Raw genomic sequence first — 15,779 nt, 5'->3', positions numbered from 1 at the left:
CGCGGTGTGAGATGCGTTGCGCACTGATACTGTTGACTAGCTATTTGGTGCAGGCGGGTACTGGTTGTGCCGGACCAAGATTATTACTATAGTCTGTTATCTTCCATGTTCCATCATCAGGATCTTTTTGTAAGGTCACTTGAAGTTTATATGGAAGTTTTTTTGCACTCTTTGCACGTGTCACAGTATATGTATAGCCCTGAGAGTTATCCTGATTTGTAGCACTATTGGGCACTTCAACATAATTATTTATTGTTCCATAGCATGTATCAAGAATTTGCGCTTGTCGCGTAAATTGGTCTTGTGAGATGCGAATGGTGATTGCAGGCCCGAGGTCTTTATATGCCTGTGCATAATTTTTAGTATTCAGAGATGACAAAAAGTCTACTGCGGTCGTGCTTGGTCCTGCGCTGGTATTTATGCCCGTGGCGAGAAAGGAGCCAATGGTACAGGCTATAATAGCTAGCACCAGAGCAATTCCTCCAAAGATCAAGATACGTTTGCGCATCTTTTGCGGCGGGGTTTGCTCGCGGCTTGGGCGTGGTGCGCGAGGCATCTCAGGCGGTGCATCGACACGTGCCATGTTAGGAGGACGCTTGGGAAGTGCGCGTTGCTCCGTTGTCTTTTGTGAGATTACCTGCTGGATGGCCTGATGCTTGCTCGTTCCCTCATTCGGATTACGCATTATAGCACGGTGTTGGCCTGTTCCATTGAGATAAGGGTTATCTTTTGTGGGCGGTCTTTCAAATGGCCCATTCTCTTGCTCTCCTTGTCCTTGCATACTGGTCCTCCTCATACGTCTTGGCATTACCGGTAAGGCTATCTATGTGTCTCGTGAGATGCAAATAAATTAGAAACACCACATGGCCTACTTCTATGATAATAAATAACGGTACTTGTATCATTTATGGAGCTAAAAGTTGTAAGTGTCTCTCTCTTTAGCCTACTCCACCTTCCAACAAGCCTGTTTTACTATAATGGCTGCAATTTCTGCTGTCAATAATATGGACTTAGTTGCTAGGAGTCATGCGCCATACTATCCATGCTGATGTGAGGCTCATGGATTTCTCGATAAACTGGCAGGCACAGTCGTTTTGAGCGTCATGTGCCATGATTATTCATCAATAATGCCAGATCTTGCAGAACATTGCCTATTGCATCTCAGTGCCTTAGCTTAAAGCATAATATCGTTTTTCGGTGTTGAGCTAACCGACTTGCCTTCGCTCATTTTTGCTTCGATGAATTGTAATATACGGCGGCTGAAGCGCGATGTATCGAATTCAAGCGCATGATTATGAATGACGCGAGGATCAAATGCCTGTTCTTCAAATGAGGCCAGGACAGCCGTTAAGCTATCGACAGTTTGTTCATGGAAGAAGCTACCCGTTACTCCATCAATAATTGATGCCAGTGCACCACCGGCTCCATAAGCGATAATGGGTCTGCCACAAGCTTGCGCTTCCAACGGTGTAATCCCGAAGTCTTCTTCGCCTGGAAAGAGAAACGCTCGGCAGTGTGTAAAGTAATGAACTACTTCTGCGTCTGGGAGTCTGCCCATAAAACGGATGGTTGGACCAGCCATCTGCTTGAGGCGTGCTTCATCACGACCACCACCGATGATCACCAGGGGCAGTTGGAGACGGTTACAAGCTTCAATTGCCAGATCGATACGCTTATAAGGAACAAGCCTACTCAGGATGAGAAAATAATTTTCAGGGATGATATCGGGATCAAATGGAAAACGGCTGGCTTCGACAGGTGGGGGAATGTATGCCGCTTCACGTCGATAATACTTGCGAATACGCTCTGCAATCACAGGTGAATTAGCAATAAAATGATCCACGCGCGCTGCGCTTACCTGGTCCCAAACGCGCAGTCCTGTGATCATAAAGGGCAAGATACCTCTTGCGAGGCTGCCCAGTTGCTCACGCTCAACATATTCATCATAATTCCAGCACCAGCGCATTGGCGTATGGCAATAGCAGATATGCATCGTTTCTGGCCGTGTGATAACGCCTTTGGCAAAGGCGCTAGAACTACTCAGCACGAGATCGTAGCCTCGTAGATCGAGTTTCTCCATCGCAAAAGGATATAGCGGCAGATATGGTTGATGGTGCTTGGTGACCAACGGCAATTTCTGCATAAATGATGTTCGTATATCCATTTTTTGAAAGGCTGGATCGACACGTTTAGGATCATAGATAGATGTGTAGATAGGAGCATCAGGAAAGATCTCATGGAACGCCATCACAACGCGTTCGGCCCCGCCCATTTGATTGAGATAATCGTGTACTAATGCAACTTTCATTGGCTTAATATGCTCCTCGACTAAATAGGACAGCTGGGATAGTACGTAAGAGGGTTTGTATGTATAAGCGCAACGACCAATTTTCTATGTAATAGATATCCATCAGGACGCCTTCTTCGAAACTGATATTGCTACGACCACGTACCTGCCAGAGTCCTGTCAGGCCGGGTTTAATCGCGAGCCGTACTTTTTGCCATTCTTCATATTGAGCGACCTCGCTGGGGAGGGGAGGTCGAGGCCCAACCAGGCTCATCTCACCCTTTAAGATATTGAAGAGCTGAGGCAGCTCGTCGAGGCTTGTGCGGCGCAAAATACTTCCTACTGGTGTTCTGCGAGGATCAGATTTCATTTTGAAGATAGGTCCCTGAGCCTCATTGAGGCTCATAAGTTGTGCCAGTCGTTGTTCCGCATCGCTATACATAGACCGGAATTTAAACATGAAGAAATGTTTACCGTCCAATCCGACACGCTCTTGCTTATAAATAACAGGTCCGGGCGAACTAAATTTAACGGCCAGCGCAATCAAGAGATAGAGCGGAGAGCCGATAATTAATCCCAGGAGCGAGATTGTGATATCAATAAACCGTGTCACGATGCGCTGAGGCGTATTGAGTGAAGCTTGTTTGATACCTAATAATGGGATGCCTTCAATGTTTTCCATATCGATGCGTGACAGATTTAGCTCATACATATCGGGGATCAGTTTAAATGACGCTCCCAGATGTTCACAGAGCTTTACGCTCTGCATGGCATATTTATTCATCTCTGAAGGCAAGGCAATAATGACCTCGTCTACCTGCATAGAACGAATAGCTACACTGATATCATTGATGGTCCCAAGCATTTTAAAGCGTCCAAAATCTCCAGGAGGCTCTGTGAGATCATGAAGGAAGCCAACCACGGAATAACCCAGATCGGGGCTGGCAGCCAGGCATTGCATGACCATCTTGCCTACGCGCCCTGATCCTACTACCAGCACACGAGTTTCGCCCAGTCCCAGGCGATAGAGCATACCCATCACACCGGAGACAAGCAATCTACCCAGACAGAGCACTGCGATAGAGGACGCCCAGATGAATGGTATGAGTAAGCGTGAATTTGGTATAATTAAGAAGATGTTGGCAAAAAAGAAAAAACAGGTAATCAAAAAGGCTGTACCAATGGTAGTGGCACTGATAATTGCCCAGACTTGCCGAAACCAGTTTCCTGTCAGGCGGATACGATAAATGCGGCGTGTCACAAAAAGTGTGATTAAACCCACCACAACCCCTGCCCATATCTGCCAGAAATCACGGAATCGGGGTTGATTATCCACAATCCCATGGCCATCGTGACCGACAATTTGTACTCTCATCCACATCAACATTTCGTTGTGGGCGAGTACATAAAAGCGGAGGACATACGCTAAGTAACAGGCGAGAAGGATAAGTACCACGTCCAAAATGACCATGAAGGCATATTCAGCTATCCGCCAATGTCGTCGATGCGACCGGCGTTCTGAGATGACTCTGGTGATTGGTCCCGTTGCTCCGGCCATCATTGCTTCCGTCATTTCTGTCTGTGGTCTGAAGGCCTGTGCCGTTTTGTTGTTATCTACAATTCGAGCCATATGTTTTATACTATCTCAATGCTATTAAACATACGTTAGACGTTTCAAATGATGCATTTTGGCGGCTTGCTCATACGCTGCAAGCGTTTGTTGGGCCATCGCATGGGCTGAAAATTGCTGTGTGACCGTTGGCGCGAGCCGGAAGCACTTTTCGCGTAATTGCTGATCAGTGATAGAGCGATAGAGTGCATCACTCAATGCATTGATATCGTGTGGATCAACACAGAGAGCCAGGCCAGCACCGGCCTCAGGCAAGCTAGATACATTCGAAGTAACGACAGGTGTTCCGCAGCTTAATGCCTCTGCAACTGGAATACCAAAGCCCTCATAGAGTGATGGATAGGCAAAGACAGCGGCACTTTGATACCAAAGGGCTTGTTCGCTATCCGAGACAAATCCTGGAAATAAAATATCTTCCTCTAGACCAAGTTGGCGTACTTTTTCAAAAATTGTATCATAAAGCCAGCCTTTGCCACCAGCCAGGACGAGTTTTTCGCGCAGTTGATATGTTTGTCTCAACTGAACGTATGCATCAATCAAGGTCAAAATATTTTTGCGTGGTTCTAATGTACCAAGGTACAAGATAAAACCATCATGGAGCTTATGTTTTTCTCGAAATGCCTGTATCTGTTCTTCTTTATAGACGTTCGAGAAGCGTGTGTCGATACAAGGATAAATAGTTTGAATACGTTCGTAGGGAATACCAACCAACTCATGAACATCGTTTTTCGTACTTTCGGAAACAGTAATAATCATGCTTGCATGTTTTAAGCTACGAACTGTGAACGTGCGATGATAGAGGCGTTTGGCTGGTGTAAATACATGTGGGAACCGCAGAAAAGCCAGATCATGTAACGTGATAATACTGGCACATTGTTCGGGTAACCATTCGGGTCGTACATTAACCGGGGAATGGAGAACCTCAATCTGCCTTTGCTTGATGATCGTTGGGAGCGAAAACTGTTCCCAGGCGATCCTGCTTGCTGGCCTGGTTTCTGGCCATGGAGCGGATAAATAGGTGATTTGTGGATGTGGCGTCAGCTGATCGATTGCTGCTTGGCCATTGACGAACACGGTGTATGTGTGTTCTCCAGGCTCTTTAGCGATCTGAGTGAGCAGGTAACGGATATACCGACTAACTCCACCATTGCGATAGCTCTGGTCGTAGGATAACAGCTGTGCGTTGATGCCTATATGCATGCTCGTTGTGTTCTCCTCTAGCAGATTCCCAGCGCAAGTAGTCTTTGGAATTGACCTGACACAATTATCAGTGCTTCCTTTGTCCGTGAGCGTTCTACAATGCCTTTATAACGTCCCTGGTTTTTGTGTGGTCACAAAAACTATTCTGGTACCATACCCATCTTGCGCCGTTGCATGAGACGTTCGACTGCGTTTAAATCTGTCTCTGACATGAAATCGGTTCACACTCCCGCGCTCCCTGCGTTGACGTAACTCGATTCAGCATACTACTACCGGATAGATTTGGATGTTACTTTCCTGATGATATATGAGCAGAGTACCGCTCATATGCAGTATGCACATTTCCCAGTATACTCTGCTCCCGAGTTTTGTCCTAGTAAATGGCACTAATGGCTTGACGGTTTGCTTGCGTATGGATGGTAACTTTGAGCATTGGCTAATAAGAGTGCCTGTAATTTGATACTTTGAGTGAGGTATTTTTGTTCCCACGTGGTATTAATCTCCGGCAGCTCAGGCATAGCAATGCGGATAGTGGGGAGCGTTAAGCGGGTACGCAAAAATACTTCATACACATTGAGCTCACTGCTGAGCGGGATGATGGCCGGTGCCTGGTTGTAAATAGCTTGCATGCTGTGCTGAAGCTGTTGTACTAGAGGATCTTTGGCCGATGTATAGGCTGGATAGCTGGCAGAGCGTAATTGTAGTTGTAAGGGATATGGACTTTGCTTTAGCAAATGCTGCTGGAGTTGTGTAAAGATTTCATAAGGATTCTGATCAGGGACGAGACGAAAATCCAATTGGGCATGGGCAGTACCGGGGATAAATTCTGAGTCGTTGCCGCTGCTTATCTGAGTGATCGAGCAGGTGGGCGTTAGAAAATGTGCATAGTATTGTTGTACATCTTGTAGATCCAACAATAGATGTTCAGTCCCCCATGTCTGGGCCAACATCGTCGATGTATCCGGTAAATGTTTGAGCGCCTCGACTGCTTCATCCTCGACTGGTAGAATATTGTCGTAGAAGCTCTCCATTAAGATATCTTCACGAGCATCTTTTAACGAATGCAATGCCCAAACTAATTGCCAGGCTGCATTGGGGGCAATAGATCCATACTGAATTGGTATGACAGCCGACGCCGTTTCGATAGAGATATCCGCAGAGAGATGCCCCTTTATTCCTAAAGTTAGTTCTGGAAGCCCAATTCCTTTGCTAATTTCATGTTTTGTGGTATACAAGATACAGCTATCGGCTTTGAGTAACGAACTCTGTTCGGATATCATGCGTTCCAGCGTTGGCAGGGAGGTTGTTTCTTCCATGACCAGGAGCCATTTGATATTCATGGGCAATGGGCCGAAGAGTGTTTGATAGATCTGTAATGCAACGAGATGTGAGAAAAAAGGAAGTAACCGCTGCCATCCTCTTCTTTGAGAAGTCGCAGGAGGATAGGGCAATAAGCACAAGAGGGTATAGGGCGCATTGTTTGCAGATTCACTGTAAATAATGTGTTGATCGTGGTCCAATATATGGGTATTCCATCCATATTGATGCAGTAAAATGAGAAAAGCCTCTTGTATCTTTTGCTCCTGTGAAGTATAAATGGAAGTAGAGAAAGCTCGCCAATCACTCAAGTAGGATAGCAGACAGTCATCGATAGCTTGAAAAAGTGTTTGTTGAACTGAGGATGATACCATAGAAATTCTGCCTTCCTGAACCAAAGCTGCTAGTACCGCAGTCTAAAAATCTTGCATGCCAAGGTTTGAAAGAGTATACTCAAGTGCAGTGAGTGGTATTAAGTAGTAGGTGAGCGAGAAGATCGCAGCAACAAGAATGTGTATTACGTTGCGTTTTTCTCTGTATCGGTGTATTATAGCCTAAAGTTCCAGCAACTGCCTAGTGGGCAGTGCGCACAAATCGAGAGCTACTGAAGTACGGGAGAGAAGCGCGTTGTCCAAACAACTCCGGCTCGATGTCGCACAGCTAACAGATGTTGGCCGTAAACGTCCCCATAACGAAGATAATATGGCCTATGTCATTCCCAAAGACAGTCAGGTTATGGCCAAAAAAGGTGCCCTCTTTATTGTAGCTGATGGCATGGGGGGACACGCAGCAGGGGAAGTGGCGAGCGAAATTGCTGTAGACACAGTAAGTACAGCCTACTATCAGGACGAAAATGATGAAATTCCCCTCTCATTGATGAATGCGATTAAAAGAGCCAATGCCTTAATTCATCAACGAGCGGCCGAAAATATGATGCGTAGTGGTATGGGGACCACTTGCGTCGCTGCCGTTGTACGCGGTGGAGTCGCCTATATTGCAAATGTAGGTGATAGCCGTGCGTACCTGGTGCGTCATGGTCAATCAAAACAAGTATCCCAGGATCATTCCTGGGTAGAAGAGCAAGTGCGTGCGGGTCTCTTGACCAAAGATCAGGCTCGCTCCCATGCACAGAGAAATGTAATTACCCGGGCGCTAGGTACCCAGGCCGAGGTTGATGTCGACGTCTTTACCGAAATCCTGGAAGATGGCGATACGTTTGTCCTCTGTTCTGATGGTCTTTCAGGACCAGTGGGTGAGGATGACCTGCGGGCAATAATCAATCAATATCTACCTCAAGAGAGCGTCTATCATCTGGTAGAGCGGGCCAATGAAAATGGTGGCCCCGACAATATTACCGCTATCGTGATACGTATCCTCGAAGCGGGAGATGATATCCCCACTGCACTGCAACACCCGGTACGCGTTGGGAGCGGAGGGCATGTGGCTGATGAGAGTACTGCTATTTTGGGCCGCGTGCCTACTTCATCGTTAGGTATGCCTTCTTCTACTATGCGTGTTGATGAAGATCGCTCCACGAGCAGGCCTTTACGAGGACCTACCACGGTGCTCTTTGACTCTCCAAGCAGCGCGACCTCCCCATTGGCAACAGCGGCGCCCTCTAAGGGTAAGAAGCGACGTAGTCGTTTGTTGCTGCCGACGATTGTATTAGTTACGGCGCTCCTATTGGCGGTAGTCGGTACGGCGGCGGCCTATCTTTTCCTGCGACCTTCAGATGCGCAGGCTGGTCTCAACCAGGCTAATAGCTTGATACAACAGGCGAAAAGTAATATAAATGCAAACCCTGGTAATGCATTGATAAGTTTAACAAAGGCTCAGGCATATCTACGTACCGCCAAGAATACCACGCTCAATCCGCAACAAAGTAATCAACTGAACACATTACAAAATGATTTTACCACCGAATTTAAATCTGCCTTAAACGCTTATAATACGCAATCGGCGGTTGCACTCTTGCCATGTGCTACATTTACTCCCGTCACGCTCAACCCGACGAAAGCAACATCGGCTATTGCCACTGTCCCGATTGACAAGACTCATACTGCTAGCTATATTCTTGGTTTAGATTATAACCTTTATCAAGTGGATGCGCAGAATACTTTACAAAAAGTAGCGGATGTGGTGGGAGCAGACAAAATTTTGCTGATTGCTAGCGATGATACATATTTATATACTCTGACAGAGGCAAAAGCGGATGCGGGATTTACGTATCGCCTGCACGCCTTTAAGCCTCAGACCCAGACCGGGAAGTTGACCGAAAAGGTCAATGGTGGAACTGTTATTAAACCCACATCTCTTCAGAGTGGTCAGATTCCGCAATTGATGACAGTCTGGGGAGGCGATATCTATATCATTGCCACATCGAGCCAATCCAATCAGAATCAGGCGACTGTGCTTAATTATAATGTAAATAAGCTTACGACTGATCCTACGGCGTCAAAGATCTCAATTTCTACTGGTGTGGTCAGCGCAACGGCTCTGCCTTCTAAGCAGTTGTTCCTGCTGCATAGTGATGGGCAGATCAAGAGTTTGAGTTTTGCGACAACCAATCCGTTAGAATTAAATGTTTTGCTGCAAGGAAGTGTCGCCACTCCATGGTCACAGGATGCGCAAACCTTTAATATTGCCACGCCGGTCTCAACTCCGACGGCTCCTATTGCCAACGTATTGACTATACCTGCCCCGGTGGCCCAGACGGCTCAGGCGTTGCTCTCGGCTAGCGATATTAACAATGTAGAGCACTTGTACGTTGCTGATAATACCAACCATCGTGTACTGGACTTTATTATGAAGCCTGCCAGTGCGGCGCAAACGACTACAGCCACCCCAACGGCGGCCGCGACCACAAATGATGCTACCCCGACTCCTAGCCGTGCTGGTGGCGGGGTGATTGGATCGGCTTCTGGAAGCACTGAAGCAAGTGCAACTCTACAGAAACAATACGTATCCGGGAGCGTTGTCTCTGACGTTAAAGGGCTATCCTTTGACAACAGAACTGGCCAGATTAATCTACTGACGGGTATGCAAAGTTCTTCTGCTTCGAACCAGGTGCGTATCCCTGTCTCTTCTGCTACCGCTTGTGCGCCAAATCCCTAGAGGATTGACGGCGCGTGCCACAATAAGAGTGAGCTGTTGATGTCACTGCTGCATCCGTAAGGAGACAGCAGTGATTTTCAGTCAGAGCTTATGAAACTACCAAAGCAGGAAACAGCATCCGATGGGGCCGTGCCATATCTATGACGTCTTTTGGCATCCCCACCTTTGGTGACCTATTAATAAGGAGTAATACTCACGTGGGATTTGAGGTGCAATACCGCACACATACGTGTGGTGAATTAAACGCAGCTTCGGTTGATACATCTGTGACGCTGGCTGGTTGGGTGAATCGTCGCCGCGATCATGGCGGGCTGATTTTTTTAGATATTCGTGATCGCTATGGCCTGACGCAGGTTGTTTGTCATCCTGAGCATTCTCCAGAGGCTCATCGTATTGCCAGTGAACTGCGTTCTGAATATGTTGTGCAGGTAACGGGCAAAGTGGTACGTCGCTTACCAGGGACGGTGAATCCACAATTAAGCACGGGTGAGATAGAGATTGCTGCTGAAAGCATCAAGATCTTGAATCCATCTCGTACAACTCCATTCCCGATCAGTGATGGCGGACAAGTTGATGAGTCGTTACGACTGAAATATCGCTATCTTGACCTGCGTCGTAGCAGGATGCGTGATATCGTGATTCTGCGCCATCGCGTTGTAAAGGCGATGCGCGATTATCTGGATGAGCGTAGTTTTGTTGAGGTTGAGACTCCCATCTTGATGAAAAGTACTCCTGAAGGGGCGCGTGACTATCTGGTCCCGAGCCGTCTGTATACAGGAGAGTTTTACGCTTTGCCGCAGTCGCCGCAACAATTGAAGCAGTTGTTGATGGTTGGCGGCCTGGATCGCTATTTCCAGATTGCGCGTTGTTTCCGTGATGAGGATCAGCGCTCTGATCGCCAGCCGGAATTCACTCAACTGGATTTAGAGATGTCGTTCGTTTCTGAACAGGATGTCATGTCTCTGATCGAGGACTTACTGATCCACGTGATTGAGACAACAACGCAGAAACAGATTAAGCAACGCCCGTTCCCACGCATCAGCTATCAGGAATCAATGAGTCGTTATGGCACTGATCATCCTGATCTGCGTTTTGATCTGCCACTGGTGGAAATCTCTGATCTGGCGTCTGCCGGCACGTTTAGTGTCTTCCGCAGCGCCCTGGCAGCTCAAGGTCTGGTGAAAGGAATCCGCGTGCCGGGAGCTGGCAGCTATAGTCGCAAAGAGGTTGATGCTCTGACCGAGTTTGCACGTACGCTTGGTGCGAAGGGACTGGTCTCTCTGGCTATTGCCGCCAATGGTGATATCAAATCTCCTTTGACAAAATTCATGACCACTGAAGAGGTTCAGGCGATCATTGATCGTTTAGAAGGGAAGCCCGGCGACCTGCTACTCTTTGTGGCTGATAGTGTCAAAGTTAGCAATGATGTCCTTTTCCGTTTGCGCGTGAAGTTAGCCGAGCGCTTGCAACTGATCAATCCCGATGAGTTGGCACTGGGCTGGGTAGTCGATTTCCCGCTCTTCCATTATGATGATGATTTGAAGCGCTATGATGCTGAACATAATCCTTTCTCTGGTATGGACGATGACCATATTAGCCGCCTCGATACTGATCCACTGCATATTCGAGCCAAGCAGTACGACATCATTTGCAATGGTTTCGAAGTTGGTGGAGGGAGTGTCCGTATCAATGTGGCTGAGCTTCAGCATAAAGTTTTTGCGTTGATGAATATGACCGATGAGCAAATTACCGAACAATTTGGTCATATGTTGGAGGCATTTGAATACGGAGCACCTCCCCATGGAGGTATCGCTCTTGGTATCGACCGCTTAATTATGCTGCTGGCTGATACGGATAGTATTCGCGATGTGATTGCCTTTCCCAAGACGCAAAGCGCTCAAGATCTCTTGATGGGAGCTCCCGCTCTGGTCGATGATAAACAGCTTCAGGATTTGCATCTGCTGGTGCGTCCCGAAGAAAAACGCTCCAGGGTAACAGAGATAGAGTAATCTTCATATAGATTACATAATTGTCACAAACAGAGAGGGCAACCTTGATCATTACAAAGATTGAGGTTGCCCTCTCTGTTTGCAGACGTTTTCTTCATTATTGTATCAGCATTTATGAATATTTATTTTTTTACTTTATTATTATGACAAGCTGATAAAAGTATTTTTCCAGCATAAAAGATAAAAAGCACAGATTCAGAAGTAACAATTTGGATAGAGTTCTATAATAATTGTAGGTATACACATACCATAAGCCACAGATCTATTATTGGTTTTACATCCGGTTGGGAGGATGGAAGGAGAAGAATATGACATCGATGAATCAGGGAAACACAAATCGAGCATCAGTTCCGCAGGGGGGCGCTAATGCAGTCAGTATGCTTAATAGACACACTGCCCCCTTGAGCAATCCAAGTGTCATTACGCCAAAGTTTGTACCCACATTGACCGAAGAAGATGCTGTTGTACAGGCACGTTTGTTGAAAGCACTGGCTGATCCGACTCGTTTGCGTATCCTCAGCTTGTTGAGCCGTCATGAAGGAGAGGTGTGCGTCTTTGAGATCGTGGAGAGTTTTACGCTAGAGCAGCCAACTATCTCGCATCATCTGCGTATCCTACGCGATGCTGGATTGGTCGATTGCCGCAAAAAAGGCCTCTGGGCTTACTATTATGTACGCCGCGATGCTTTAAATCGTGCTCGCGACGTGATTGATGGACTCGCATAGGAGAGTGTAAGGCTACGAAACGAGCTCATGATTCCTCTTATCATGCATTGCCTCTCTACTTCAATAAGCATCCAATGGACAAACAGGCTTTTCTGGTATATTTTTACCAATTGATGTTATGGTAGCATGATCTTATGATTCAAGACATACTTTGTTGGGGCTCCACTTATCCTGGAGCCTTTTTTTAAGCTGATTTTCGGCGTAAAATCTATTGACAAGGGTAGAATGTTCTGCTATTATTAGGCAGTCAGAGAGATATGCAGGACGGAGCAAGCAAAGCTCGTATGCTTCTGAATCTCCAACTGATACGAGTACCCGTAGCTCAGTGGATAGAGCGACAGATTGCGGATCTGTAGGCCGGAGGTTCAAATCCTCTCGGGTACACCACACATAGAACTTTGCCTTATGTAGCCTGATACATAACGCGAAGTTTCTTTATGTGTAAAGAGTGATGTCAGTAGGATTTTGACATTTCTATCCGCTTCTAGATGAACTGTTTGGCAGGTATGCGAAGTGACATTGAGTATCCGTAGCTCAGTGGATAGAGCGACAGATTGCGGATCTGTAGGTCGTAGGTTCAAATCCTATCGGGTACGCCGCTAAAGGACTGGTTTTGTGCCAGTTCTTTTTTTGTGCCCTGACATATAAAATGATCGCATCCTGCAATTGAGCATGCTTGCCTGGGACTTTCTCCTCTACTTTCCTCTTACTCTGTACACCACTCTGTTAGAAAACATCGTTGCTCCCGATATCTATCTCATAAGCTATTGCGATCACCATGATGCGACAAGGAGAGAGTTGATGGGGAAATATGATAAATACAGTCCCGATGTGCGGCAAGTTATTGCTTATGCTCGCGAAGAGGCGCAACGTTTACGGCATCGTTTAATTGGATCTGAACATCTGCTACTTGGCATTCTACGCATCCAGAATACGTTGATTGAAGGATTATTTGCGTCTATGCACGTAAGTACGTCGAGTATCACTCAAGCCTTAGATTTTGTCATGGGACGGGGGAGCCGTGCTATTTTGAGTGAGCCCTCATTAAATGTGGCTACTCGCGCTACCCTGATACGCGCCGAAGAGATTGCCAGTATGGATGAGGTAGGGGTGGTGAGTATTGAGCATATGTTTCTGGCTATTTTGGGGGAACAGAGTAGCGTTGCGTTAGGGGTCCTGGAGAGTTTTGGTATCCATCTGGATATCGCTCGCGCACAATTTGAGGCCTTGATGAATGGTGGTTATGAGCGTTTACTCCAGACTACTCATTATCGTACATGTTATGAGGCGACTCCTATGCTCAATGAGGTGAGCCGCGATCTGACACTGGCCGCTCTGGACGATCTTTTTGATCCTCTGATAGGACGCGATGATGAAGTTGAGCGTACAATGCAGATCTTATTGCGACGTTCAAAGAATAATCCTGTTCTGCTTGGTCCGGCGGGAGTGGGGAAGACCGCCATTGCTGAGGGATTAGCTTTACGTATCGTACAAGGTCGTGTGCCTGAAAACCTGTTGCATTATCGCGTTGTGGCAATGGATGTAGGCTTGCTTGCGATAGGGACGAAGTTCCGAGGCGATTTAGAGGAGCGCTTGAAACATATTTTTCATGAACTGGTTACGACGCCAGGAATTATCGTTGTCATTGACGAACTTCATACATTGGCCCAGGCAGGCGTAGCCGATGGATCTCTCGATATTGCTAATTTGTTTAAACCGATGTTGGCGCGTGGAGAGTTTCAATGTATCGGTGCTACGACCCTTGACGAATATCGTAAGACGATTGAGAATGATCCAGCATTAGAGCGCCGTTTTCAGCCTGTGATTATCTCTGAGCCATCTCCGGCGGTGACATTATCTATCCTTCAGGGACTGCGTCCTCGTTTTGAAAAGTATCATCATCTTACTATCAGCGATGAGGCCCTCCTGGCTGCTGTAACTATGTCCTCTCGTTATATCCAGAGCCGTTTCCAGCCTGACAAAGCGCTCGATCTGATCGATGAAGCCGCTGCGCGTGTCTGTGTGCGTCGTTCTTTCTTTCCCGATGAGGTAGTACAGATACGTCACACACTGATGACAATACAACGAGACAAGGATTATGCCGTGGCAGGGCGGAACTTCTTACGCGCATCCCAACTTTTGAGTCAGGAACGTCAGGTAAGACACACGCTCTGGCAGGCTGAACAAGATTGGTTTATTCATTATCGTGAACATGCAGCAGTGGTTACTTCTGAGGATATTGCGACGGTTGTGACGATGTGGACTGGTATTCCAGTGATGCAGATAGAAGGTCAGGAGCGATTACAGTTACTCAATCTAGAGGCGGACCTGCATAAACGTGTCATCGGACAACATGAGGCTGTCCAGGCCGTTGCTCGGGCTATACGTCGTTCCAGAGTGGATGTATGTGACAGACGTCGTCCGATTGGCTCTTTTGTTTTTGTGGGACCTACCGGAGTCGGGAAGACTGAGTTGGCTCGCGCTCTGGCCGCAACTCTCTTTGGCAATGAGGATGCTATGCTCAAGTTGGATATGTCAGAGTTTATGGAGAGTCACAATGCCTCACGTCTTGTCAGTGCCCCTCCTGGATATGTTGGTTATGATCAGGCCGGGCAACTTACTGAGGCTGTTCGCCGTCGTCCTTATTGCGTGATTCTGTTTGATGAGATCGAGAAAGCTCACCCCAAGATTTTTGATTTGCTGCTACAAATTTTTGAAGATGGCTGCCTGACAGATGCTCATGGCCGAACCGTAGATTTTAAGCATGCTATTATTATTCTCACCTCAAATATTGGGACGACTCATTCTACACATGGTGTGATGCGTTTTACTACCCGGCGCAGCGAGCAGGATCAAATTCAAGAGAATTCTAAGCAGCGGCTAGAGATTATTTCTCAAGGATTAAAAGATGTATTTCGTCCAGAATTGCTCAATCGTATTGATGAGGTCATTGTTTTCCATCCTTTGGAGTGTGCAGATTTACGTGAGATAGTTAATCTTATGATTATTCAAACGCAGCAGAGGATGGCTGCAAGAAAGATGCATCTACAGGTTACTGAAGCCTTGAGGTTGTTGCTGGTTGAACGTGGCTATGATGTGGAGTATGGAGCGCGTCCTTTACGACGGATCGTCCAGTGTTTGTTAGATGATACATTGGCTGAAGCGCTCCTAAGGGGACAAATACCTTCTGAGTCTATCATCGTGGCTGATGTGATTGACGGTGAAATCTCTATTGTGGTGCAACAGAAATGCAGAAATACTGTTATCATACCTGATATTCATGACAATAATCATGCTGCGGCATAATAGATATCTATAAAAGATATATTCATCTTTACGGCAAAGGTGTATCCGCATATGTGATATTACCAATGAAGAGTTTCTCACAATGTGAACAGATGTCAGATTACAGTAGTTATTTCTGTTCATGAATTGAGATTGAGTTGGCATAGTTGTGAAAGTATCGACTTTGATATAACTTTGAATCGACTCTATTT

9 protein-coding genes and 2 tRNA genes are annotated in these 15,779 nt (G+C 46.7%); 6 read left to right on the top strand and 5 right to left on the bottom strand.

Going from position 1 to position 15,779, the window contains the following annotated elements; translation table 11 throughout:
• Positions 1-40: 40 nt before the first annotated feature.
• From AC27N8_RS17795 to AC27N8_RS17775, 5 genes are all read right to left on the bottom strand, one after another.
• Positions 41-781, bottom strand: coding sequence for a hypothetical protein (locus AC27N8_RS17795; protein ID WP_487068733.1), 741 nt, complete (start codon positions 779-781; stop codon positions 41-43).
• 393 nt (positions 782-1,174) lie between these two features.
• Entirely contained in the window at positions 1,175-2,308 is a 1,134-nt protein-coding gene (locus tag AC27N8_RS17790; protein ID WP_487068732.1) for a glycosyltransferase, read from the bottom strand.
• A 4-nt stretch (positions 2,309-2,312) separates the two neighbouring features.
• Positions 2,313-3,917, bottom strand: a complete 1,605-nt coding sequence (locus AC27N8_RS17785) for a sugar transferase (protein ID WP_487068731.1) — start codon at positions 3,915-3,917, stop codon at positions 2,313-2,315.
• A 24-nt stretch (positions 3,918-3,941) separates the two neighbouring features.
• Entirely contained in the window at positions 3,942-5,117 is a 1,176-nt protein-coding gene (locus tag AC27N8_RS17780; RefSeq protein ID WP_487068730.1) for a glycosyltransferase family 4 protein, read from the bottom strand.
• A 386-nt stretch (positions 5,118-5,503) separates the two neighbouring features.
• On the bottom strand, positions 5,504-6,808 hold the full coding sequence (locus AC27N8_RS17775) for a peptidase dimerization domain-containing protein (RefSeq protein WP_487068729.1): 1,305 nt from the start codon (positions 6,806-6,808) through the stop codon (positions 5,504-5,506).
• 253 nt (positions 6,809-7,061) lie between these two features.
• On the opposite strand from AC27N8_RS17775, the gene AC27N8_RS17770 reads away from it, so the two are divergent.
• The 6 genes from AC27N8_RS17770 (at position 7,062) to AC27N8_RS17745 (ending at position 15,588) form a co-directional block, all read left to right on the top strand.
• Positions 7,062-9,548: a Stp1/IreP family PP2C-type Ser/Thr phosphatase gene (locus AC27N8_RS17770; protein WP_487068728.1), complete on the top strand. Its 2,487-nt coding sequence runs from the start codon at positions 7,062-7,064 to the stop codon at positions 9,546-9,548.
• A gap of 197 nt (positions 9,549-9,745) precedes the next feature.
• A complete protein-coding gene (aspS, locus tag AC27N8_RS17765) occupies positions 9,746-11,557 on the top strand; it encodes an aspartate--tRNA ligase (protein WP_487068727.1) in 1,812 nt (603 codons plus the stop codon).
• A gap of 308 nt (positions 11,558-11,865) precedes the next feature.
• Positions 11,866-12,282: an ArsR/SmtB family transcription factor gene (locus AC27N8_RS17760; protein ID WP_487068726.1), complete on the top strand. Its 417-nt coding sequence runs from the start codon at positions 11,866-11,868 to the stop codon at positions 12,280-12,282.
• 311 nt (positions 12,283-12,593) lie between these two features.
• A tRNA-Arg gene (locus tag AC27N8_RS17755) sits at positions 12,594-12,669 on the top strand.
• 136 nt (positions 12,670-12,805) lie between these two features.
• Positions 12,806-12,878 (top strand) — tRNA-Arg (locus AC27N8_RS17750).
• A gap of 205 nt (positions 12,879-13,083) precedes the next feature.
• A complete protein-coding gene (locus AC27N8_RS17745; RefSeq protein ID WP_487068725.1) occupies positions 13,084-15,588 on the top strand; it encodes an ATP-dependent Clp protease ATP-binding subunit in 2,505 nt (834 codons plus the stop codon).
• The last annotated feature ends 191 nt before the right edge of the window (positions 15,589-15,779 follow it).

The organism is Dictyobacter sp. Z7_2, assembly GCF_057551105.1.
The sequence above is the reverse complement of the archived record's forward strand: the minus strand, read 5'-3'. Positions and strand labels throughout refer to the sequence as shown.